Origin of the sequence: Acetobacter vaccinii (genome assembly GCF_008365315.1) — a bacterium.
Lineage (GTDB): Bacteria > Pseudomonadota > Alphaproteobacteria > Acetobacterales > Acetobacteraceae > Acetobacter > Acetobacter vaccinii.
In genome coordinates this window covers 2,749,869-2,773,903 of record NZ_CP043506.1, presented here as the reverse complement: position 1 = coordinate 2,773,903, position 24,035 = coordinate 2,749,869, and the positions used below count along the sequence as shown (strand labels likewise).

At 62.2% G+C, this 24,035-nt stretch carries 15 protein-coding genes; 6 read left to right on the top strand and 9 right to left on the bottom strand.

All coding sequences use genetic code 11. The annotated features are described in order from the left end of the window. Nucleotides 1-41: 41 nt before the first annotated feature. From FLP30_RS12455 to FLP30_RS12425, 7 genes are all read right to left on the bottom strand, one after another. Nucleotides 42-4,598, bottom strand: coding sequence for an AAA family ATPase (locus FLP30_RS12455; protein WP_149280087.1), 4,557 nt, complete (start codon nucleotides 4,596-4,598; stop codon nucleotides 42-44). 40 nt (nucleotides 4,599-4,638) lie between these two features. Beyond that, nucleotides 4,639-5,256 (bottom strand): thioredoxin domain-containing protein, encoded by a 618-nt coding sequence (locus tag FLP30_RS12450; RefSeq protein ID WP_149280086.1) that lies wholly within the window; start codon nucleotides 5,254-5,256, stop codon nucleotides 4,639-4,641. Between the two features lie 80 nt (nucleotides 5,257-5,336). Beyond that, nucleotides 5,337-6,266, bottom strand: a complete 930-nt coding sequence (locus tag FLP30_RS12445) for a hemolysin family protein (protein WP_149280085.1) — start codon at nucleotides 6,264-6,266, stop codon at nucleotides 5,337-5,339. Continuing rightward, on the bottom strand, nucleotides 6,263-6,802 hold the full coding sequence (gene ybeY / locus FLP30_RS12440; RefSeq protein WP_149280084.1) for an rRNA maturation RNase YbeY: 540 nt from the start codon (nucleotides 6,800-6,802) through the stop codon (nucleotides 6,263-6,265). Before ybeY ends, FLP30_RS12445 begins: the two co-directional genes overlap by 4 nt. Continuing rightward, nucleotides 6,786-7,877: a PhoH family protein gene (locus tag FLP30_RS12435; RefSeq protein WP_210419289.1), complete on the bottom strand. Its 1,092-nt coding sequence runs from the start codon at nucleotides 7,875-7,877 to the stop codon at nucleotides 6,786-6,788. The genes ybeY and FLP30_RS12435 overlap by 17 nt, the downstream gene beginning before the upstream one ends. Next, nucleotides 7,874-9,298, bottom strand: a complete 1,425-nt coding sequence (gene miaB, locus FLP30_RS12430) for a tRNA (N6-isopentenyl adenosine(37)-C2)-methylthiotransferase MiaB (protein ID WP_149280083.1) — start codon at nucleotides 9,296-9,298, stop codon at nucleotides 7,874-7,876. The genes FLP30_RS12435 and miaB overlap by 4 nt, the downstream gene beginning before the upstream one ends. 150 nt (nucleotides 9,299-9,448) lie before the next feature. Next, nucleotides 9,449-10,459 carry a lysophospholipid acyltransferase family protein gene (locus FLP30_RS12425; protein WP_246856533.1) on the bottom strand — a complete coding sequence of 337 codons (1,011 nt, stop codon included), beginning with the start codon at nucleotides 10,457-10,459 and terminating at the stop codon, nucleotides 9,449-9,451. A gap of 360 nt (nucleotides 10,460-10,819) precedes the next feature. Here FLP30_RS12425 and FLP30_RS12420 point away from each other — a divergent pair, with 360 nt between their 5' ends. Further along, on the top strand, nucleotides 10,820-12,727 hold the full coding sequence (locus FLP30_RS12420) for an autotransporter assembly complex protein TamA (protein WP_246856532.1): 1,908 nt from the start codon (nucleotides 10,820-10,822) through the stop codon (nucleotides 12,725-12,727). Further along, nucleotides 12,727-16,923, top strand: a complete 4,197-nt coding sequence (locus tag FLP30_RS12415; protein WP_149280081.1) for a translocation/assembly module TamB domain-containing protein — start codon at nucleotides 12,727-12,729, stop codon at nucleotides 16,921-16,923. Before FLP30_RS12420 ends, FLP30_RS12415 begins: the two co-directional genes overlap by 1 nt. A 239-nt stretch (nucleotides 16,924-17,162) precedes the next feature. On the opposite strand, the gene FLP30_RS12410 is transcribed toward FLP30_RS12415, so the two are convergent. Beyond that, the gene (locus FLP30_RS12410) at nucleotides 17,163-17,957 is read right to left on the bottom strand and encodes an exodeoxyribonuclease III (protein ID WP_149280080.1); all 795 of its coding nucleotides are present in this window, start codon (nucleotides 17,955-17,957) and stop codon (nucleotides 17,163-17,165) included. Between the two features lie 110 nt (nucleotides 17,958-18,067). Here FLP30_RS12410 and FLP30_RS12405 point away from each other — a divergent pair, with 110 nt between their 5' ends. From FLP30_RS12405 to FLP30_RS12390, 4 genes are all read left to right on the top strand, one after another. Continuing rightward, the gene (locus FLP30_RS12405; protein ID WP_246856531.1) at nucleotides 18,068-19,138 is read left to right on the top strand and encodes a dipeptidase; all 1,071 of its coding nucleotides are present in this window, start codon (nucleotides 18,068-18,070) and stop codon (nucleotides 19,136-19,138) included. A 259-nt stretch (nucleotides 19,139-19,397) separates the two neighbouring features. Further along, entirely contained in the window at nucleotides 19,398-21,314 is a 1,917-nt protein-coding gene (uvrC, locus tag FLP30_RS12400) for an excinuclease ABC subunit UvrC (RefSeq protein WP_149280079.1), read from the top strand. Nucleotides 21,315-21,399: 85 nt separating this feature from the next. Beyond that, on the top strand, nucleotides 21,400-21,969 hold the full coding sequence (gene pgsA, locus FLP30_RS12395) for a CDP-diacylglycerol--glycerol-3-phosphate 3-phosphatidyltransferase (RefSeq protein ID WP_149280078.1): 570 nt from the start codon (nucleotides 21,400-21,402) through the stop codon (nucleotides 21,967-21,969). Between the two features lie 120 nt (nucleotides 21,970-22,089). After that, the gene (locus FLP30_RS12390) at nucleotides 22,090-22,623 is read left to right on the top strand and encodes a hypothetical protein (protein ID WP_149280077.1); all 534 of its coding nucleotides are present in this window, start codon (nucleotides 22,090-22,092) and stop codon (nucleotides 22,621-22,623) included. An 83-nt stretch (nucleotides 22,624-22,706) separates the two neighbouring features. Here FLP30_RS12390 and FLP30_RS12385 read toward each other — a convergent pair whose 3' ends face one another. Continuing rightward, nucleotides 22,707-23,978, bottom strand: coding sequence for an adenosylmethionine--8-amino-7-oxononanoate transaminase (locus FLP30_RS12385; protein WP_149280076.1), 1,272 nt, complete (start codon nucleotides 23,976-23,978; stop codon nucleotides 22,707-22,709). Nucleotides 23,979-24,035: the final 57 nt, after the last annotated feature.

Genomic DNA, 24,035 nt, shown 5'->3' with positions numbered 1-24,035 from the left:
GTGACACACTGGTGCAACTACTTGAGATGTCAGCTCCCTTATCAGGATGTGACATTCGGAGTTTCCTTTTCCTTCTGGCCCGTCATGGAGGCAGCAAGCGCCAGATCGACTGACAGAACGCGGCTGACACCGCGTTCCTGCATGGTAACGCCAAACAGTCGGTCCATGTGGGCCATGGTCAGTTGGTGGTGAGTCACCACCAGAAAGCGTGTGCCTGCTTCCGCCGTCATGTCGTTCAGCAGGGCGCTGAAGCGTTCGACATTGGCATCATCAAGCGGTGCGTCAACTTCATCAAGTACACAAACAGGCGCAGGGTTACAGCGGAAAACTGCAAAAATCAAGGAAAGTGCGGTCAGCGCCTGCTCGCCCCCGGACAGCAGGGAGAGTGTGGCCAGTTTTTTGCCGGGGGGCTGGGCGTAAATTTCCAGCCCGGCTTCCAGCGGGTCATCACTGCCGACAAGGCCCAGGTGGGCGCGCCCACCGCCGAACATCCGTGTGAAAAGTGCTTGAAAATGCTGATCAACCTGCGTGAATACGGCCATCAGCCGCTCGCGCCCTTCCTTGTTCAGGCTGCCGATGGACCCGCGCAACCGGGCAATGGCGGCGTGTAGGTCTTCCATCTCGGTTGCGAGGGTCTGGGCCTGGGTCGAGGCCTCCTGCGCTTCCAGGTCCGCCCGCAGGTTGACCGGCCCCATGTCCTCCCTCTCGCGGCCAAGGCGCGTGATTTTGCGGCGCAGGCTGGATTCGGCGCTGTCGGTCATATCCATCTGTGTGCGCAGGGGCGGGTTGGGGTGCTCCACCAGCAACTGGTTCAGGATAGCGTTGGCCTGCTCCTGACGGCTTTCAGCCTTCAGCACACCTTCACGCGCTTCGGCCAGTTCGGTTTCTGCTACGCGGCGCTGGGCCGCGGCTGCGGTCTGGGCTGTTTCCGCCTGTGTGCGGGCCTGATCGGCCTGCTCATAGCGGGCCTGGGCTTCGGCCAGAGCTTTCAGGGTTTCCTGCTTGTGGTGCTGGGTCTCGGCAGGGAGTTCGGCCAGCCGGGTATAGTCGGCCTGTATGGCTTCCAGCCGCTGGCGTGTTGTGTCGGCTTCGGTCTGGGCAGCCTGGGCGCGGGTGCTCCATTCTTCCTGCGCGGTGGCGCGGGTGATCTGGCTGCTGGCGAGTGATGCAGATTCGGCCTGTAGGGCGGCGCGCAGGTCGCGCAGGTTGTCCAACTGCGCCAGAAGTGCGGTACGTTCCTGCTGCTTGAGGTCCAGCACCTCCTGCGCGTCGGCAGGAATGGCAGCCGCGGCAGCTTCCAGCGTAGCCAGTGCCGCAGCCAGAGCGGACTGGGCTTCCTCATGCTGGTGGGTGGCTTCCTCAAGCCGGGGGGCCAGACCGTCCAGGCGGCTTTGGGCGGCCTGTGCCTGATCATGCAACTGCCTGTTATGCTGGCTGGTTGCTTCGGCCTTGTTCTGGCTTTGTGTGGCGGCCACCTCCATAGCTTGCAGGGTGCTGGTGGCTTCCGTCAGGGCTGTCTGGGCTGCCAGCAGGGCCTGATGGGGGTGCTGATTGGCTTTGCTGGCGGCCAGCGCATCGGTCAGGCGGGCAAGGGTTGTGCTTTCGCCGTCCAGTGTCTGGCGCAGGCGGTCCTGTTCCGGGGTCAGGGTTTCCAGCCGGGTTGTCGCGGCTGCATTCTGCTGCTCGGCTTTGGACTGGGCCTCCCGCGCGGTATGGAGCTGGGCTTGCGCCTGTTTCCTGCGGGTCAGCGCCGTCTGTTCAGCGTCCTTGGCTGTATTCTGCTGGTGGCGCGCCTGTTTTAACGCGTCCTGTAGGGTGGCCAGAGGGGGTAGCGCCTGCAAGGCAGATTCGGCCTGTTCCTTGGCGGTGTGTGCCTCGGTCTGGGCAGCATTGGCGCGGTCGTATTGGGGGGCCACCGTGTCCAGCCGGGCGCGGGCTGTGGCGTGGCTACGTTCCAGACTGCTTTCGTGTGTGCGGGCCTGCTGGAGGGCCTGCTCCTGCGTGCGGCGGGTCTGGCGCAGGGTGTTGCCGTGCTGCTCGGCCTCTTTCAACGCCTGGGCAGCGTTCTGGACCTGGGTTTCCACAGCCGGGGTCTGTGCTTCAATCACGGCCATGCGGGCCTGTGTTTCGCGCAGCAGGCGGCGTTGTGCCAGCTTGTGGGCCGCTGCTGCCCCTGCGGTGCCGGACCGTGCGTAAAAGCCGTCCCACCGCCATAGGTCGCCTGCGCGGGAGACAAGGTTCTGTCCCGGTGCCAAAGCTGTTTGCAGGGCGGCCCCATCGGCACCGTCGGGGATCAGCCCGGTAAAGGCCAGAACACGCTCCAGCTCCGGCGGGGCGGTAACGCAGGATGACAGCGGCTGTGTGCCAGCAGGGAGGGGCGGGGCCACACAGGGCTCCAGCTTGCGCCAGCCGTGCTGGCTGGTGGCGCTGGCGGGGGCTTCCAACTCGTCAGACAGAGCAGCCGCAAGGGCTGTTTCGTAGTCCTCGGCAACCGTGATCAGGGTTGAAACGGGCGTGTCCGAAGAGGCCGCTTTTTCCTCAGCACCCAGTGCCTGCGCCAGCCCTTCGGACTGAGCGCGCAGGCGGGTGATCTCGGCCTGGATGGCCGTTAGAGTGTCGGACGCCGCTTTGAGTTGGTCCCGGTTGTGGGTCTGGGCGTGTTCGGCTTCTTCCAGCGCAGTGCCAGTGGCGGTCAACTTGGCTTCAGCCTCGGCCCGTGCGGCGCGGGCCTGCTCCAGCAGGGCATCGTCCACAAGGGCTGCCTTGGCTTGGGCCAAAGCATGGGACAGTGTTTCTGCTTCCTGCCGGGCGCGGCGCAGCCTGTTGTCGGCAGCCCGTGCAGCTTCGGTCAGGCTGTTGTGGCGGCTCTGGGCCTCCTGCGTGGTGCGGCTGGCTTCGGCAAGGGCGGTGTCGGCTTTCAGGCGGGCCTGTTCGGCGCTGTCCACCTGTTCCGTCGCTTGTGCCAGAGCCAGTTCTGCGGCGTCTACCTCTTGTTTCAGGCGGAGGAGGGTGCTGGCTTCGACCCGCGCGGCCAAGGCTTCTGCATGGCGCTTTTCAACCTGTTCCAGCTCCCGACGTAGGGCGTCGTGGCGCTGGCGGGCCTGTGCCAGCGTATGGGCCAGTTCGGTCTCGGCCTGGGTTGCGGCTTCGGCATTGTTGCGGGCAACGGACAGGTCCACCGTGCATTGGGCATGCTGCCGGGCTGCTGCGTCACGTGCGGTTGCGGCGCTGCGAGCCTCCTCAGCGGCTGTCTCGGCGGCCTGCCGGGCAGTGTGCAGCACCTGCTGGGACGGAATCTGCGCTTGCAGGGTTGCCAGAGTGTCCTGCGTGGTCTGGAGAGCCTGCTGGGCTTTTTCGTGCCGCAGGCGGGCCTGTTCGGCCTCCGAGGCGGCGCGGTCGTGGCGGCTGCGCGCTTCTGCCAGGGTGGTGGTCAGCTGCGCCAGCGCCTGCTCGGCTTCGGCCAGTTGTGTGCTGGTCTGGCTGTGCTGCTGGCTGGCGGCTTCCTGACGGTCGGGCAGGGTGCGGGCTGCTTCTGCGGCCTCGGCGGCCTCAGCCTGCAGGCGCTCCAGCGTGGTCTTGGCGTCATCCAGGCGGGTTTGTGCCGCCAGCATGTCGGCTTGCTGCTGGGCCAGACGGGCTGCGGCCTCCTGCGCCAGAGCCTGTGCGCGTTCTTCCTCCCGCGCCATGCCTTCGGCCAGAATGCGGCAGCGTTCCAGCGCTGTGCGGGCAGTATCTGTCTGCTCCCGCACGGTGGGGAGGGCTTTGTTGGCCTCAAATTCAGCAATAATGCTGGTTTCGGCTGCTTCTTCGCGCGTGGTCAGGTGCTGGCGGGCGCGCAGGCTCTGCTCGGTGGTGCGCTCCACGGCCAGACGGGCGCGGGCATGCAGCAGGGCGAGCAGGTCGGTTTCCGCATCACGCAGGTTGGCCGACAGTTCCCTGTAGCGGGCGGCATCGCGGGACTGGTCGGCCAGTTCATCCAGTCGGGAGGACAGTTGCTGTCGTCTGTCCTCGGCGCGTGTCAGGTTGCTTTCGGTTGCCCGCAGTTTCAGTTCCGCTTCGTGGCGGCGGGCGTGCAGGCCGGTAATGCCTGCGGCTTCTTCCAGAATACTGCGCCGCTCTTCCGGTCTGGCGCTGACCAGTGCCGCAACCCGGCCCTGACTGACCATGGCGGACGACCGCGCACCGGAGGCAAGGTCGGCAAACAGGGTCTGCACGTCACGCGCGCGGGCAGGGCGGCCATTAATGCGGTAGTCACTGCCGGAGCCACGTTCGGCCTTGCGGGTAATTTGCAGTTCATCAAGTTCTGCAAACTGCGCAGGGCCAAGGCCCTTTGCCCCATCAATGGTGATGGTGACCTCGGCCACAGACCGGGCTGCCCGGCCTGTGGTGCCTGCGAAGATGAGGTCATCCGCCTCTCCACCACGTAGGGAGCGGGCAGACGATTCGCCCATGGCCCAGCGCAGGGCCTCCACAACGTTGGATTTACCGCAGCCATTGGGGCCGACAATGCCAGTCAGCCCAGGCAGAATATCCACGGTAACGGGGTCGGCAAAGCTCTTGAAACCGGCGATTGACAGCCGGGTGAAGCGTACAGTCATTGAGGTGGAATTTCTGGCCTGAACGGGTTGGCGCGCGGGATCAGGCGGCTTTTTTCATGTTTGAGAGAAAGTCGTCATACGTCAGGGCGCTGGACACCTGCACCTTGTTGTTGAAACGGAAGGTGGGCGTGGAATCGATGTGGTATTTGTCCTGCGCGTCATTCTGCCCATTCAGGATAAACTGCATTAGCTTCTGGTTGGCGATGGCCTTGTCGAAGGTTTCGGCAGGCATGCCTGCGAAGGCGGCCATTTTCTTCAGCTCTTCTTCCTGCTTGCCATCCTGACGGTAAGCCCAGCGGTCCAGATTGGTCAGCAGGGACGTGCAGAACGCCACATAACGCTCCGGCGGCAGGGTGCGGGCCACCATGGCAGCGGCAACGGCTGTCTGGTCGGTCGGGAAGTCATGGAACACGTAGCGGATCTTGCCGGTGTCGATGAGGTTCTTTTTAACCTCGGGGAACGTGTTTTCAGCAAAATGCGCGCAGTGGATACAGGTCAGGGAAAACCATTCCTCCACCACGATGGGGGCGTTCGGATTGCCCAGTTCACGCGGGGTAAAGGCTGTATCAACGGCATCTGCCGCCAGCACCCGGTGGGCGCTGCCTAGGGCCAGAGCCACCCCGGAGGTGGCAAGGAACGTGCGGCGTGAAAAAGACATGAACCCCAAGCCTTCCAGGTAGAGTGACAGATAACGTTACAAAGGCATGACGGCAGAAGCCAAAGGCGTCAACCCATTGTTTATGCGGGCGCGGTCGGGCTGCCGGGCTCATCCGCCTGTGCTGGCAAAGGGCGTACCCGCACCCGGCGGATATGGCGTGCATCGGCATCCAGCACCCGGAAGAGGTAGCCGTTGGCGTGTGTCAGCACTTCCCCCCGAGTGGGCACATGCCCGGCCATGCGAAAGACAAGGCCGCCAATGGTTTCGATCTCGGCCTCGCTTTCCTCCTGCGTCAGAATCGGGCCGATCTGGCGCTCGAACTCTTCCACAGGGCAGCGGGCATCCACGTCAAACGACCCATCCTGCCGGGGGGTGATCATGACGGCGGCGGGTTCGTCATGCTCGTCTGAAATATCGCCCACGATGGTTTCGATCAGGTCCTCGATAGTCACAAGGCCGTCGATACCGCCATATTCGTCAATCACCAGCGCCAGATGGGTCTGGCGCTGCCGCATTTGCAGCATCAGGTCGAGGATGGGCAGTTGCGGGGCGATCAGCAGGGGCTGGCGCAGCAGTTTTTCCAGATCAAAGGCTTCGCTGGTGCCCACATAGGCGATCAGATCCTTCACATGGATCATGCCCACCACGTTATCCAACTGGTCACGATAGACCGGCATGCGGGAATGGTTTTCCCGCCGCATCATGGCCAGGGCTTCGTCCAGACTAATGGAGACGGGCATGGCCACGATGTCGGCCCGTGGGATCATGACATCATCGGCCGAGATATTGCGGAGCCGCAGCACGTTGGCAATCAGCGCGCGTTCCTGTCGGTCCAGCTCGGGCTGTTCCCCATTGGGGGTTACGTCGGCAGCGTCGGCGGCCTGCTGGACCAGTGCGGCGATGGAGCTGCGCAGGTCGGCAGGCTGTTTGCGGCGGTGGAACAGGGACAGAAACCCCCGACCAGACGACTGGTCATGGCGGGGGGAGGGCGTGCCGTCAGACCCGCTCATGACCGTGGTTTCCAGGGGTTGGGAACGCCTATGCGTGACAGCAGGGCGGATTCCAGCATTTCCATGCGGCGGGCATCGCCGGGGTGGTGGTGGTCATACCCGGCCAGATGCAGGCTGCCGTGGATGATCAGATGGGCCAGATGGTCGGCAACCGGTCTGTCTGCCTTCTGGGCTTCGCGCACGACGGTTTCCAGCGCGAGGATAATGTCCCCGCCGTCCATCCCGCGTGGTGGGTCAAAGGTCAGCACATTGGTGGGCTTGTAGCGGCCCCGGTGCCGACCGTTGAGGGTGCGTACGTCCCTGTCGGTTGAGAGTACAACCGTATCAGGCAGCCCCCCATGGCTGGAACAGGCGGCCAGCGTGCGCCAGACCAGCTTTTCGGCTGCGGGGACATAACAGCGCCAGCGCCTGTCCTGAACCATGATCTCAGGCCCGTCGGCCTGAATGTCCGAGAAAAGAGCCTCAGGAAAAAACCTGTCTTCCTGGGCCGCCACATCCTGCGGGTGGATGTGGTCTGAACTACTTGGCGGTTCCATTGTTCTCCTGACGGCCCTTCTTGCGGGGAAGTCCCTTGCTGACCGTCGCCTTGGCATCATAGGCTTCAATAATACGCGCGACCAGCCTGTGGCGCACCACATCTGCTGCCTCAAAGCGCGAAATGGTGACCCCTTTGACATTTTCCAGGGTTTCTACTGCGTCGCGCAGGCCTGATGTGGTGCCATCGGGCAGGTCAATCTGGGTCAGATCGCCGGTAATGACCATGCGTGAGCCGGGGCCAAGCCGCGTCAGAAACATTTTCATCTGGGCGATGGTGGTGTTCTGCGCCTCGTCCAGAATGACGAATGCATGGGAGAGTGTCCGCCCACGCATGAAGGCCAGCGGTGCGACTTCAATATCCCCCGCACTCATGCGGCGCATGACCTGTTCGCCGGGCAGCATGTCGTGCAGCGCGTCATACAGCGGGCGCAGGTAGGGGTCGATCTTGTCCTTCATGTCACCGGGCAGAAAGCCAAGGCGCTCTCCAGCTTCCACAGCCGGGCGGGAGAGGATGATGCGGTCAACCGACCCGGCTTGCAGCATGGCCACGGCCTGGGCCACCGCCAGGTAAGTTTTGCCCGTGCCTGCCGGACCGATTCCGAACACCAGCTCTTTTTTGGCCAGTGCCTCCATATAGGCCGCCTGACCGGGGGAGCGGGGCTCGATTGTGCCGTGGCGCATGCGCAGGGCGGGCATGCTGTCATCGGTGCGGGGGGGCAGGGGCGAGGGGGCGCTGGCTACGGGCGTGGCGCGGGTTTCATGCATACGGGACATGCGAATGGCCGCCTCTATGGTGCTGATGTCAATGGTCTCGCCACTGGCCAGCTTTTGGTAAAGGGTGCTCAGCGCCGTTCTGGCCAGCGCTGTCAGGGTGGGCACGCCGCGGATCGAAATCCGGTTACCGCGGCGGGCCACCTCGACCTCCAGCCCTTCTTCCAGGCAGCGGAGGTGCCTGTCATGGTCCCCAACGAGGCGGGCCAGCAGGGCGTTGTTGTCAAACTGAAGGGTAACGGGGGCATCGGCCAACCCGTTACCTTCGGGGGAGAGGGAATGGGGCGTGTGCGCTGTGTTCAAGCGTAAACCTTCTTCTCTTCCAAGATACCGCCCAGCGAATTGCTGAGCCGTTCGGTAATACGGACAGGCAGTTCCTGCCCGATCAGGTGCTCCGGCCCGCTGACATGCACAGGCTGCAACCAGGGGGAACGCCCGGCAATCTGCCCCGGTTTGCGGCCCTTGGAGGTAAACAGCACCGGCACGGTCTGGCCGACAAGCGTTGCGTTAAAGGCATCCTGCTGTTCACGCAGCAGTTTCTGCAACGCCTGCAGGCGAGCGTCTTTGATATCCTCGGCCACCTGCATGCCTGCTCCTGCGGCGGGTGTGCCGGGGCGCGGGGAGTATTTGAAGGAATAGGCCAGCGCAAACCCGACATCGCGCACCAGTTGCATGGTGGCCTCAAAATCCTCGTCAGTTTCACCGGGGTGACCGACGATGAAGTCGGAAGACAAGGCAAGGTCAGGCCGGACATCCCGCAGGCGGCGGACAATGTCGCGATAGTCGTCGGCGGTGTGGCCTCGGTTCATGGCGCGCAGGATGCGGTCAGAGCCTGACTGCACAGGCAGGTGCAGGAACGGCATAAGCTGCGGCAGGTCACGGTGGGCCGCAATCAACGCGTCATCCATGTCCCGTGGGTGGGAGGTCGTATAGCGGATGCGCGAAAGGCCGGGAATTTCGGCCAGAGCATAGGCCAGGCGGGCCAGACCCCAGATGTCACCATCCGGCCCCACGCCATGATAGGCGTTGACGTTCTGCCCCAGCAGGCTGATGTCGCGCACGCCACTGGCCACCATGCGCTGGGCTTCGGCCAGGACCGAGGCGACCGGGCGGCTGTTCTCGGCCCCGCGTGTGTAGGGCACGACGCAGAAGGAGCAGAACTTGTCGCACCCTTCCTGAATGGTCAGGAAAGCGGTCAGATTGCCCGGTGTCTGTGGTGCTTCGCTCTCGGGCAGGAAATCAAACTTCTGTTCGGCGGGGAAATCGGTTTCGATCACTGCGCCGCCAGCACGGGCCGCGCGGGCGACCATTTCGGGCAGGCGGTGGTAGGTCTGCGGTCCCAACACGATGTCAACATACGGGGCGCGGGCCAGAATTTCCTCACCCTCGGCCTGGGCCACACAGCCTGCCACGGCAATAATGGTGGATTGGCCGGAGGTCTTGCGCGCTTCCTTGACCAGGCGCAGGCGTCCCAGTTCGGAAAAGACCTTCTCGGCCGCCCTGTCACGGATATGGCAGGTGTTGAGGATAATCATGTCCGCGGTATCGGGGGTGTCCACGGGCCGGAAACCCAGCGGGCGCAGCACGTCCCCCATACGGGCGCTGTCATACACGTTCATCTGGCAGCCCCAGGTGATAACATGCAGCCCACGGGTGGGGGGTGTCTGCGCGGCGGCGGGTAATGCGGTCATGGTTGCGGGCACTCCACTCTGCCGCAGGACCATTCCATACGGCGGGAGGAGGAAATCGGGCGTGAAGCCACGCAGGTCAAGCCTCTTTTCTCACAACCGGGGGTAGGGTGCGGCCGAACAGGATGGTCAGAACAAGGCCTCCACTGGCTTGCGGGGGCAGGTTCAGGCCTGCACTCCGGCAGGTTAGTCCTGCTTTTTAGATGAAGCAAAAAAGGACCGTATCCTGTCAAGTAAGGCTTTTGTTTTTCTGACATACGGTGGCAGGAAAGCCGCAGGCAGGGTGGCGGGGTCAAAGCGGCCGGGCTGGATGCGCCCTTCGCGGTTCTGGCGCAGTTCTGCCGCACCATCCACAACGGCTTTCCACGCCGCCTGGGCCAGCGCCTTGCGGCTGGGAAAGAGGTCGGGGTCCAGCGGTTCATGCAGCAGCACGGTGGCGCGGCCGTGTTTCCATTGCAGCAACTGCCAGACATGGGGGCCAAGGTCCATGTCCCCGTACCAGGAAAAAACCGGCCTGCGCAGGCGGCTGATCGGCAGGCCATCCAACTGGTCGTATACAAGGGAGATGGGCTGGATCAGTGGGGTCATGCCAGGCGCATAAGGCGGGGGGAACTGCCCGGTGTCGCGGTCATCACGCAGTTTGGGCAGCTTGGCGATGGCAAAAAACGCGGACATGAACGGCAACACGCGTGAACCGTCGGAGGATGTCCCTTCGGGGAACAGGACAAGGTTGTCCCCTTCGACCATGCGGCGGATCATCACATCACGCTCACGCCCGGTTGTGCTGCGCTGGCGGCTGACAAAAATGGTGCGGCCGATTTTGGAAATCAGCCCCATGACCGGCCATTTCTCGATATCCCCTTTGGCCACAAAGACCGATGGCAGCAACGTGCCCAGAATGGGCACATCCAGCCAGGACATGTGGTTGGAGACATAGATGACAGGTCTTTCCCCGCGCTTGCGCGCCGCAATGCCCCCAACCGTGCCTGCTCGTTTGCCGATAACGCGGGTGCGCAGGCCAAGGATTTTGCACAATCCGCCCCAGATCACCCGTGTCCAGCGGATTTTGGCTGTGCCGGGTACCGGCAGCAGGCAGGCCTCGAACCCAACAGACAGCGGAATCCAGACAACAAGCGCGCACAGGCGCGCCACTGCACGGGCCTGCGTGTAGCGGAGCGAAAGCTGACGTAAGGGCATGGGGGGAAGGGTGGCCTGGTCTTTCGTGCCAGAAATCGGGCGCCGTCCTGGGCGGTCAGATACAGTTCGGATCATGGTCCTTGTTTCTGCCAGACGCGTGTCTGCCGGACAAAGGCCATGGCGGCCAGGCTGGTAAAACACACAAACATTTGCTCCATAACGCGAACAGGGGGTGGGAACAATCCGTGTCTTGTGTCCGTTTTTCCTGCCTGACCCTATTTTTGGCATGATATGAGGGTAATAAAGCACAATAGCGTGCAACGGAGGCCCGGTGGCCAGACTATGCTACAGGCCGGACTGACAGCAGACTGACGAGGCGTGGTGACGGTAAAGAACAAAGCCTTCCTTACAAGACTTGTCGTGGCGACGAATCGGATTCTGGCAGGGGCCACATTGTGGGGGGTCAGCACCGGGGCTGGCTGGTCAGCCGACCCGCAGCCATATGTGACCAAACTGGCCAGCACGGGGGAGGCCGGTCTGGACACGGCGTTGCAGGCCTCGTCCGATCTGCTGTCGCTCCAGTCCACGCATGCGGTCGGGCCGTTCGCTCTGGCGGGCCGTGTGCGCAGTGACTACACGCGCCTGCGCACAGCGCTGGAAAGCTGCGGTTATTACGATGGCACAGTGCATATCGTGCTGCGCTCAGGGGACGGAACAACTGCGGCTGCGACGATCGATGGCCGGTCGCAAGCACTCTCCACATGGCTGGAGGCCATCCCCAAGGGCAAGACCATTACGGCCGATGTATCGGTAGAAAAAGGGCCGCTGTTCCATCTGGGCAGGATCACCCTGGTCAACGGCAAGGCAGGGAGCCCGCCAGCACTCACCCCCGGGCAGGAAAAAGCGTTTGCTCTGGCCAAGGGGCAACCCGCTGTGGCCGAGGCCGTACTGGGGGCAGGCGGCAAACTGCTGGAAGCTTTGCGTGAAGATGGTCATGCTCTGGCCAAGGTGGAAAAACCCACCGCCTATGTGCGCCCGCAAACCCATACGCTGGATATTGTCTACCCGGTGTCTCCGGGGCCGGTGCTCAATATCGGACAGATTACGCTCAAAGACCTCAAAACCGTCAAACCGGCCTTTGTCCGCCGCCGCATGGACCTGCATGAGGGAGAGCTGTACCAGCCGACAAAGATCGAATCCGCCCGGCAGGATCTGCTGTCGCTGGGCGTGTTTTCATCCGTTGTGGTGCAGGATGGTTCGGAAACAGCGGTTAACGGCACCATGCCGCTGGATTTTTCTTTTCAGGCCAGCAAGCGGCACTCTGTCGGGGCTGAACTGGGGTACTCCACAGACCTGGGCACACGGGTGGGGGCGACCTGGACCGATTATAACCTGCTGGGCAATGCCGAACGGCTGCGCCTGACCGCCCTGATTACCGGGCTTGGCGGATCGGCCCAGCAAGGGTTGGGGTATGATGTCTATGCGGACTTCTTCAAACCCGATTTCCTCCAGCGTAATCAGAACCTGAGTGCGCGGATTGAAGGGCTGCGCCAGTTGCTGTGGTCTTACCGGCAGACGGCGGTGCTGCTGCGCGGGGGTATTACGCGGCCTCTGGCCAAAAACTGGACAGGCAATTTTGGCCTGATGGCCGAGCAAGAAAAGATCGAACAGTTTGGTGTGACCCGCGACTATACAATTTTTTCAGCCCCGCTGGCGGCCATGTATGACAACACAGGGGTCGATAACCCCATAGAACCGGCCACCCACGGCGTGCGGGGCAATATCAATGTGACCCCCTCGTTCTCTGTTGGCAGCAAGGGGCAGGGTGTCTCCTTCTTCACGATCATGAGCGCGTCTGCCGCGACGTATTTTGACCTGCATAATATCGGGTTGAGTAAACCCGGCCGCAGTATTCTGGCGTTCAGGGCAACTGTTGGCAGTATTCAGGGGGCCAGCACATGGAGCATCCCGCCTGACCAGCGCATGTACGCCGGTGGTAGTGCTACGGTGCGTGGGTATCGCTGGCAGGGGGTTGGGCCGCAGTACCGCAATACACGCTACGCCATTGGGGGTACCTCCATGGACGCGGGCACGGTCGAATACCGACAGAGAATACTCAGCAGTTTTGGTATGGCAGCGTTTGTTGATGCCGGGCAGGTCGGTAATTCCTCCACACCGCTGACAGGCACCCTACGGGTCGGTGTTGGCGGGGGTGTGCGGTACTATACACCCATCGGCCCCGTGCGGCTGGATGTGGGCGTGCCGGTCAACCGTGCGGCCTATGGTGACAAGTGGGACCTTTACATCGGGCTGGGGGAGACATTCTGATGGCCGCATCCGAGACTGTTCCGGCCCGTGCCCGCTGGCGCCGTGTGGGGCGGGTTGTGCTGTATGTCGCTGGTGGGCTGGCTGGTCTGGGCGTGCTGTCGGTGTCCGGCCTGCTGGTCGCTGCCAATACCGATCCGGGCCGCCACTATCTGGTGCGGGAAACCGCCAAGCTGACCGGCGGTATGGTGACCATTGCGGACATCAAAGGTCGCTTTCCCGATAAGTTTGGTGTGGGCCGGATTGACGTGCGCGACCGGGACGGGGTGTGGCTGAGCCTGAAGGATGTCCGGCTGGACTGGTCTCCTCTGGCTCTGGTCGGCCTGACGGCGCGGATCAACAGCTTTACGGCGGCGGAACTGGATATCCCCCGTCTGCCGGTGTCCGAGGCGCAGACGACAACATCGAGTGAGCCCTCATCACTCAATCTGGGCGTTGCCATCCGCCAGGTTGCGGTCAAGCGTATCAATGTCGGTGCCCCGCTGGCGGGGGAGGCTGCAAGCTTTGGCCTGTCGGGCCATGCCAGTGTTGCCAGCATTGCCCCTGTGCTGAATGGGCTGAGCCTGCCGTCTCTTCCCGGGGCGGATATTGCTCTGGCCGTTCGACGGCTGGACAAGCCGGGGCATCTGTCCGTTACGGCACATACCAGCAAGCGGACTTTGGCCCTGCATCTGGACGCTGGAGAGGAGGGTGATGGCTTTGTGGCTTCCCAACTCGGGTTGCCACAACTGGAACCTGTTGCCCTGCAATTTGACCTCAAAGGTCCGGTATCTGCTGCTAAACTGGGATTAGATGGCAAGGCCGGTAACGTCAGCACACGTATGGCCGGTGTGCTGGACCTGATTGGCAACACCATGGCAGGCTTGACCATCAAGGCTCAGGCGCCGCGCATGACATTGAGCCCGGCCTTGGGGTGGGAGAGCATGGCGCTCGATGCCTCCCTCAAGGGGCGTATGGCCGCGCCAGAGGGGCAGGCCAGTCTGGACGTGGCGCAGCTTGCCGCAGGTGGGGCTGCTGCCAATACCATTAAGCTGCGTTTTACGGGGGATGATGCCCATAAGGGTGTAGCCCAGGCCCTGCGCCTGACGCTGGAGGCTGATGGCCTGAAAGTGCCGGGCAAAGCCCCGACTCTGCTGGCTGCGGCCCCGATGGTGCTGGATGCGACATGGGCACCCCAGGGGCAGGGTATGCCGCTGGACTTTACGGTTTCGCATCCTGTGTTTGCTGTGGCCGGATCGGCCCGCACGGCGGCGCCGCAAAAGGGCAGGCTGACCCTGACCCTGCCAGACCTGTTCCCCGTGGGGCAGGCCGGAGGTGTTATCCTGCACGGCAACGCGGGTATGAGCGCGCAGTTTGCCCGGCCAGAACATGCGGACGGTGAAACCCACCTGACCAGTGAAGGCACACTGGCCGTTACCGGCGGGCAGGCGCAGGCGGCAGGGCTGATCGGCCCGACTGGGCATTTTGCGTTGGATGTCGGGATGCAGCCGGTTGCCGCCACCCATACAGCGCCAGCGACCCAGCATGTGGCCCTTAAAAGCCTGACGGTAGACGGGCAGGCTCTGCACCTGAAAACACAGGGGGGGCTGACACTGGACAGGGACATGGACCTGTCCGCCAGCCTGGCCTTGCCGGATTTGTCCAAACTTCTGCCCTCGCTGCGCGGGGATACGACACTGGCGCTGACCGCCAAAGGGGCTTTGAAGGATTTTGAAGCTTCGCTGGAGGCTCATGGCAGCCCCGGCACAGCCACCATGGCCCCCGGCCCGGTGGCGTTGGCGGCCAGCATGAAGCACCTGCCCAGTGCCCCGCAGGGGCAGGTTGACCTGCATGGCACGGTTGACCGTGCACCGCTGAAGCTGAACCTGGTTGCGGGTGAAAACGAAGCCGGTGACCGGAGTCTGACGCTCGACACCCTGTCCTGGAACACCCTGCACGGGCAGGGTGCGCTCACCCTGCCTGCGGGGCAGGTCGTGCCGTTGGGCAAGCTGGATATCGGCATCGACCGTCTGGCAGATTTTCGCGCCATGCTGGGGCAGGCTTTGACGGGGAACCTGTCGCTGGGTCTCAAGTCCGAGATGGTTGAAAATGTGCCGGTTGTCAGCGTCAAGCTGGGGGGTACGGTGGCCAAGCCGGGCATGCGGGTCGGCACGTTGGCCCTGACAGGCAGCGTGCGTGACCCGGTGGCTCACCCGGATGCCGACGTGGCCCTGCGCCTGACGGGTATATCGGTCGCCGGGGTGGAAGGTCAGGCCCGCATGACCGCCAAGGGGCCGGAAAACGCCATGGTGCTGACAGCCGCCATTGGTCCCGCCCAATGGGGGGGCAGCCCCCTGTTGCTGGATATGGCGGCACTGCTGGATCTGAAGGACAAGCAGGTTAAGCTGCAAAAGCTGAATGCTACGGCAAGGGAGGAAAACCTGCGTCTGCAAGGCTCAGCCCTTATATCCTTCGGGCAGACCATGGGGGTTGACCGCCTACGCCTTGCGCTGGCCAGCCGGGGCAGTGCGGTGGCGACAGTGGATGTTGCCGGGCGTGTCAAACCCACTCTGGCGCTGAGTGCCGATATCAGAAACCTGACCCCCGGACTGGCCCGGCCCTTTATGCCCAAGCTGGATGCAGAAGGAACGGTTTCCGCCTCGGCCCGGCTGTCCGGCACGCTTGCCCAGCCGGAAGGGACAGTGCGGCTGGACGGCAACCGGCTGCGGGTCATGGGTAGTTCCGCTGCGGCGTCCTTTCCCGCGTTAGGGCTGGAGGCCACGGCGACACTGGCGCGCACTGCGGCCAAGGTGCAGGTCAGGCTTGGGGCCGGGCCAAAGCTGGCCATGCAGGTTGCCGGGGTGGCCCCTCTTGGGGCCAGAGGACCGCTGGACCTGCGGGCCGATGGCCGGGTGGACCTGTCCATTGCCAATGGTGTGCTGGGGGTGCAGGCCCGGCAGGTGACGGGGGTGGCTAGAATGGACCTGCGGGCGCAGGGCACTTTGCTGTCCCCACAGGTCAGCGGTGCGGTTGACCTCCAGAATGCCGATTTTCAGGATTTTGCCTCTGGCATCCACCTTGCCGACATCAATGGCCGGGTACGTGGCGCGCAGGACCGGCTGGTTATTGAAGGTCTGAGTGCCAGAGCGGGGGAAGGCAAGGTGGACGTTGCCGGCTCGCTCGGTATTGCCGCCCCCGGCATGCCGGTTGACCTGAAACTGACGGCTCGTGGGGCGCGGCCGGTCTCCAGCGACCTGATCACTGCCGTGCTGGATGCGGATGTGGCGGTTAAAGGGCAGGTGCAGAGCCGCGTTGATGTGGCTGGCAAGGTCAATCTGCGGCGTGTTGAGGTCAATATCCCCAACTCCCTGCCCACATCTGTTGCACGGCTGGATGTGGTTTGGCCGGGGGAAAAGACAGACAAGGTTGATCAGGAACGCGCCGCCAGTGCGCACGCCATGGTGGTGGGGCTGGACCTTGCGGTCATTTCCCCCGGCAAGTTCTTTGTGCGTGGGCATGGTCTGGATGCTGAAATGGCAGGCAGGCTGAATGTGACAGGCACTGCACAGGCACCGTTGCTGACGGGCGGATTTGACCTCAAACGCGGGAACTTTGATCTGGCGGGTATTTCCCTCAACTTCACCAAAGGTCGTGTTGCCTTCAACGGGGCCGGTGTTGGCCACAGTCTGGACCCCACGCTGGATTTTGAGGCGGACCGGGCTGTGAATGGGGAAACTGCACGCTTGAAGGTACAGGGTTATGCCAGTTCTCCCAAAATCAGTTTCGACTCCCTGCCGCCCCGCCCGCAGGAGGAAGTTCTGGCCATGCTGCTGTTTGGCACGGACGCGCGCTCCCTTTCCTCCACCCAGATGATAGAACTGGGGGCCGCAGTGGCAACGCTGACAGGCCTGACCCCGTTCGACCCCATGGGGGTCTTGCGTAAAACCCTCCATCTGGACCGCCTGACCATTGCTGGGGGTTCCGGCGTTGGGAATGGCGGCACCAGTGTGGAAGCCGGAAAATACGTGATGAAGGGGGTCTATGTAGGTGCCAAGCAGTCTACCTCTGGCTCGGGTACGCAGGCTCAGGTTCAGGTCGATCTGACCAAGCACCTCAAGCTCAATACCACGGTTGGCACAGGCGGCACGGTCACGGGCTTTACCACGCCGGAAAATGATCCGGGCAGCAGCGTTGGGCTGATGTGGCAGTATCGGTACTAAATGGCGCACCTTGTCCCTGCCTATGAGGCGGGACATCGGGCGACTTTCCAGAACGGGGCACTCAGAGAGATAGCAGCCAGACCTCTTCTGGCATTTTGCCCTGAAGCCCGGCAGGGGAGTGGCACCCTACTGAGGTGCCATGGCCAGTGAGCAACTGGCGGTATCGCACTCTAAAGTGCAGGACCGATAATGTGGCAGAGAACTGGCGTAAAAACACGCTCGTTCCCTGCCGACAGCGTTTACTCTGCGAGGTCAAGCACCACAGGAACATGGTCGGAGGGGGAGGGCCAGTCTCGAGCCTCGGCGACAATGGTCATGCCTGACAGTTCCGGCAGCAGGTCTGGCGTGACCCACACATGGTCAAGCCTGCGGCCCCTGTTGGAGGCCTTCCAGTCCCGGTTGCGGTAAGACCACCACGTGTAGAGCTTTTCCTCGGGTGGTACAAACTGGCGCATGGCGTCAACAAAGCCGCTTTGTATCCATGTTTGCAGGCGCTCTGTTTCAGGCGGGGTGTGGCTGACAATTTTCAGCAGTTGCTTGTGGTTCCAGACATCATGTTCCAGCGGCGCGATGTTCAGATCCCCTACCAGAATGGTCCGCTGGTTGGGGCGGTTGGCAAACCAGCGGGCTGTTTCCTCTACAAACGCGAGTTTGTGGGCAAATTTGGGGTTGGCTTCCGGGTCGGGCTCATCCCCACCAGCGGGCACATAGAAGTCATGCAGTTCCACGCTGCCAGACGGGGCCAGCACACGGGCCGCAACATGGCGGCAATCGGCTTTTTCGTACCAGACAGGCAGGTCGGATAAAGGCTCAAGCGGGTGGCGGGAGAGGATGGCAACCCCGTTATACCCCTTCATGCCGCTGTAGTGCAGGTGCTCAAACCCAAGTGCGCGCAGGTCGTCAGCGGGAAAGAGCGGGTCTGGCACCTTGGTTTCCTGCAGGCAGACCACATCTGGCCGCAGGTCGGAGGTCAGGCGTGCCAGCAAAGGCAGGCGCAGGCGCAGGGAATTGATGTTCCAGGTGACAAGTCGCATGGGCAGGGGGATGACTCATTGTGGTTTGCAGGGCAAGCAAAAACGGTGAATACCCGCAAGAGACAGCCCCAGTCTCTTGTAATTCAAATGATCAGGACCATTTTTCCGTCATGATGTCACGCACCACGGCCGCCGTAGGCTTTTCTTCCGCCCAGGACCTGCACAATGCGCTGCTGACTCTGGACAGCCATATCGACATTCCCTGGCCAGACCGTGACGATGCGTTTGAGGATACTCCTGACCGCCGTGTGGACCTGCCCAAAATGCAGCGGGGCGGCATGTCAGCAGGGTGCTTTGTGGCCTATATGGGGCAGGGGCCAGTCACAGCGGAGGGCCACGCCCAGGCGCAACAGCAGTGTCTGGACATGCTGGATGCCATAAACCGTATGCAGGGCACGCGGAATGGGGTGCAGGCCAAGGTCTGTTCGGATGTTGCTGCCATTCGGGCAGCCCATGCGGCGGGTATTCTTGCCGTTATCCCGGCGGTGGAAAACGGATATGGCATGGGGGAAGACCCCGGCATGCTCAAACTGTTTCGCCAGAAGGGGGCGCGTTATGTCACGCTGACCCATAACGGGCACAATGCGCTGGCAGATTCCGCCATTCACCGCCCCAGCCTTGGGGATACACCACAGCGGCATGGTGGCCTGTCTGCTCTGGGCCGTGAGGCTGTTGCCGAGATGAATCGTCTTGGCCTGCTGGTTGATGTCTCTCACGCAGCCAGACAGACCATGATGCAGGCGGTAGAGGTGTCAGCCACCCCCGTCGTGGCCAGCCATTCCTGCGTGCGCAGCCTGTGCGACCACCCCCGCAATCTGGATGACGGGCAGTTGGATGCCTTGGGGGCCAGTGGCGGGCTGATCCAGATTACGGCCATGCCTGCTTTTCTCAAACCCAAGCCGGAGGAAGGCAAGCGGGCAGGGTTTGTCAGCGACCTTGTTGACCATATCGACTATGTGGTGCGCCGGTTAGGTGTTGAGCATGTCGGGATTTCCTCCGACTTCGATGGCGGCGGTGCGCTGGAAGACTGGCAGGATGCCACACAGGGCGTGAACATCACGGCGGAGCTGCTGCGCCGGGGATACGACGAAAGCGAAATAGCAGCCTTCTGGGGTGGCAACTTCCTGCGGCTTCTGGCACAGGCCGAGCAGCAGGCCGGAGAACAAAGTGAGATCAATTGAAGAGGGAAAGGGAAAAGATTTTGTCCACTTCTCTCTTGACATCCTCTGTTTTTAACAAAAGTTTCAAACCGCATCAGAGGGCTGCAAGCAGACGCATGGAATTTCATTGAGAATCAAGCGATTAGATGGACTGCCTAAAAACAAGGCAATTCGATGAAAGGGCTGAAAATCTGCGGTTTGCGCTGAGTCCGCCCCAGCTGTTCCACAGAGTTATCCACACAAACGGTGGATGAAAGCACAAGCCCTTCCAGAGCGCCGTATGACGACCGACAACAGCCCCCCGACACCCACGCCCCAAGATGATGGTAGCCTGCCGTCTCCTCCCACCCTCAAGGGGGTGGAGGCCATCCGGTACGCCTTGCTGACCATGCCGCTGTCCCCCGGTGTTTACCGCATGCTGGGTGAGAAGGGGGATGTGCTGTACGTTGGCAAGGCACTGGCGCTCAAAAAACGGGTGGCGTCCTATACGCATCTGTCGCGCCTGCCCGAACGCCTGCGACGGATGGTGTCGGAGACGGTGGCGATGGAAATCGTCACCACCCATACCGAGGCCGAAGCCCTGCTGCTGGAGGCCAACTACATCAAGCGGATGAAGCCCCGCTTCAACATTCTGCTGCGTGATGACAAAAGCTACCCTTGGCTGATGCTGACCGATGGGCATGAGTTTCCCCAGATTACCCGCCATCGCGGTAAGGCGCCCAAGGGGGCAACCCTCTGGGGGCCGTTTGCCTCGGCCTGGGCGGTGGACCAGACCCTTAACCTGATCCAGCGTGTATTCTTGCTACGCTCATGCTCGGATGCTGTGTTCAGCAGCCGCACCCGGCCCTGCCTGCTGCACCAGATCAAGCGGTGCTCGGCCCCCTGTGTCGATCGGATTGATCGGGTCAGTTACGGGCATCTGGTCGATCAGGCGCGGGATTTCCTGTCCGGCAAGGACACGGCCTTGCGCGAAACACTGGGGCGGGAAATGAACGAGGCGGCCGAGGCGCTGGATTTTGAGCGTGCCGCCATGGTGCGTGACCGTATCCGCGCTCTGGCGCAGATGCAGGAATCCAGCGTGATCAACCCCGGCTCCCTGCCGGATGCAGATGTGCTGGGCCTGTGGCAGGAAGGGGGACAGACCTGTATTCAGGTCTTCTTCATCCGTGGGGGGCGCAACAATGGCAGCCGCTCATTCTTTCCGGCTCATACGCAGGATGAAACCGCAGGGGATATTCTCAGCGCCTTTATCGCCCAGTTTTATGATGACAAGCCATGCCCTGCGAGCATCCTTGTCAGCCATGAACTGGTGGAACATGACCTGCTGACCGAAGCTCTGTCCCTGCGGAGGGGACGGAAAGTGGAAATTATCACCCCTCAGCGGGGTGAGAAAAAACAGGTTCTGGCCCATGCCGTGACCAATGCGCGCGATGCCCTTAAGCGTAAGCTGGCGGAGAGTGCCGGACAGGCCCGCCTGCTGGAGGGCGTGGCAAAGGTGCTGGGGCTGGAGGCTCCACCAGAGCGGATTGAGGTATACGACAACAGCCATATTCAGGGCTCTCACGCCTATGGGGTCATGATTGTCGGAGGCTCGCAGGGGTTTGACCGCAAGGCGTACCGCAAGTTCCGCATCAAAGGCCCGGTCACACCGGGGGATGACTTCGGGATGATGCGCGAAGTGCTGGAGCGCCGCTTTGGTCGTGCCCTGAAGGAAGCGGATGAAGGAAACACCGCCAACTGGCCCGATGTGCTGCTGATTGACGGTGGGCAAGGCCAGTATTCCGCCGTGCGGAGTGTGCTGGATGATCTGGGTGTCAGCGGCGTCAAGCTGGTGGGGATTGCCAAAGGGCCGGACCGGGATGCCGGACGGGAGTGGTTTTACACGGGGGATTCTGAGCCCTTCCAACTCGATCTGCGTGATCCTGTACTGTACTATCTCCAGCGCCTTCGTGACGAGGCCCATCGCTTTGCCATTACCACCCACAGGGCCGGGCGTTCCAAAACCCTGGTGCGGTCTGAACTGGATGAGGTGCCGGGTGTCGGCCCCGCCCGTAAAAAAATTCTGCTCAACACATTCGGGTCAGCACGGGCGGTGCGTCAGGCCGGGCTGGCAGAGCTGGAAGCTGCACCGGGGATCAGCCGGGAAACGGCCCGGGCTGTCTATGGGCATTTCCACCCGGACTGGACGCCAGATTGAAAAAACAGCGAGATGGGAGCCTATGGGCATTTTCGCGGGGGACAAGCCATTCCCGTTCCCGGCGGAATGCGCTAGCATACTCGCGATGCTGACCGATCTGCCCAATGTCCTGACCATGTCGCGAATTGTCGCCATCCCTGTGGTGGTGGGCTGTGTTGCGTGGGGTACGCCGCTGGGGGATGCTCTGGCCTGCATCCTGTTTATTCTGGCAGGGATTACAGATTATCTGGACGGCAAGCTGGCGCGTTCACGCCAGCAACTGTCCGACTTTGGCCGGATGTTTGATTCCATAGCCGACAAGCTGTTGGTGGGGGCCTGCCTGATGGTGCTGGCCGGTTATGCCCGCTTGCCGTACGCCAGCCTGTGGCCAGCCATTATTATCCTGTGCCGTGAAATTCTGGTGTCCGGCATGCGGGAATACCTGGCTGAGCGTAAGGCCAGCCTGCCTGTGACCCGTCTTGCCAAATGGAAAACCGGTTTCCAGATGACAGCTATAGGCTTCCTGCTTGCGGGGGATGGCACCGGGCTGTTGCTGCAAATGCCTTGGCTGCATGTGGCCATGACGGGGGCCTGCCTGCTCTGGATCGCAGCGGTGCTGACCCTGATCACCGGTTGGGATTACCTGACCACCGGGCTGCGCTACGTTGAACTGTAAGGCTGAGACCCAGCCCTTGCTGTGGCATGGGTCTGCAAACGGTTACTTAGTTTTTTCACGCTATCATATCGGACAGAGCAGGCAGTCTGTGCTGCGTGCTGGATGAGTCGGAGTTAGGGCATGCGGAAAGCCGCCCTTATGGGTATGTGTGTGGTCTTGAGCGGTTGCACCGGTTTTGACAAATTTATCTCCGACACGGCAACCCTGCCGGGGGAAAACCCCAACGCGCCTGCGGGGCAGGCGTTGAACATGCGCAGGGTGCAGGGACTGTCCGCAGCGGAGCAGCCAATTTTGCCGGAAAACGGCAATATCTGGCCCGGCCCGCCCGAACCCCTGCCCACGCTGGAAGATGCAGAGCGTGAACGCGACGGCCTGCCTATAAGTGATACGCGCCCCGCCACAGGCCCACTCCTGCATGATGGGGAGGAAATGAGCCTGGGGGAAAAGGAAAGTATCCGTAAAGGTGCACCTCTGGCGGATGCCCCCGTTCTTCAGCCCCTGTCGGCAGAAACAACCAAGGGCGCAACCACGCCCCGCCTAAGGGCGGCTGCCCCTATTGTTATCCCCAATGGGGACGGCACAATGACGGTCATCAACCCTGATGGCACCGCCAGCACTGTGCGTGATGGGCACACAATTACCCCAAGTCATTAAGGGACGGCGACATTCCCTATTTTTGCGCCTGTTTGGCTTCATGCGTCCGTCATGCTGGGGGCATATATGAGTGAGACCTGTCCTCAGGCGCTGAGGACAGTATGGATGCCACGTGTCAGCGTGTGCAGTTCGCTCTCGCTAATTGTAAAGGCGGGGGTCAGATAGACGATATTGCGGAAGGGGCGCACCCAGCAGCCCTGAGCAATAAAGGCCTGCCGGAGTCTGTCCGGGTTGCTGATGCGGTCCAGTTCGACAACGCCTATGGCCCCGAGTGTACGTACATCGCGCACGCCGGGTAATGTACGGCAGGCTTTCAGGCCGTCTGTCAGGGCGGTGTTGATGGTTGCCACCTGCTCCAGCCGTGGTTCGGTGTCGAACAGATCCAGCGATGCATTGGCACTGGCACAGGCCAGAGGGTTGGCCATAAAGGTTGGCCCGTGCATCAGCGCGTGTTCGGGATTGTCGGACAGAAAAGCCTCAAAAACATGGCGGCGAGCCACTGTGGCCGCCAGCGCCATGGTGCCACCTGTCAGCGCTTTGGACAGGGTGATGATGTCGGGCACAATACCGGCCTGTTCACAGGCAAAAAAAGTGCCGGTGCGGCCAAAGCCTGTAAAAATTTCGTCCAGGATCAACAGCACATCGTAGCGGTCTGCGGCCTCACGCAGGGGGCGTAGGACTTCGGGGGCATGGAACAGCATGCCTCCGGCTCCCTGCACCAGTGGTTCGACAAGGATCGCCGCAAGTTCATGGGCGTGGCGTTCCAGAATAGCGTGAAAGGCCTGTGTGCTGGCGTCATCACAGGGCAGAGGGGCAATGATCTGCTGTGCCAGCACATCACCATACAGGTGGTGCATACCTTCCTCCGGGTCGCACACTGCCATGGTGGCCAGAGTGTCCCCGTGGTAGCCGCCCCGAAAGGCCAGTATGCGGGTGCGGCGTGTTTCGCCTTTGTTCAGCCTGCTCTGGATGGCCATTTTCATGGCAACCTCCACCGAGACAGACCCGGAATCGGTAAAAAAGACACGCTCAAGGTCGCCGGGCAGCCTGTCACACAGGCGCTTGGCCAGACGTAGCCCCGGTTCATGCACCATGCCGCCGAACATGACGTGGGGCATGGTTTCAAGCTGGTGCTGCACACAGGTGCGAATATGGGGGTGATTATAGCCATGGCAGGCTGTCCACCACGCTGCGACCCCGTCTATCAGCTCCCGCCCATCGGTAAGGGTAATCCGGCTGCCATGGGTGGCTGCTGCGGCAATGGGGGGGGATATTGTCTGCATCTGGCTATAGGGCAGCCAGATGTGGGGCAGCCCTTGCTGGTACCAGTCGGGAGTGGGAGAGGGAGCCGTCATACTGTCGCTTTTTCCGTTGATGATTGACCGAAGGCGCGGGCTCCGGCACCAGTTTAT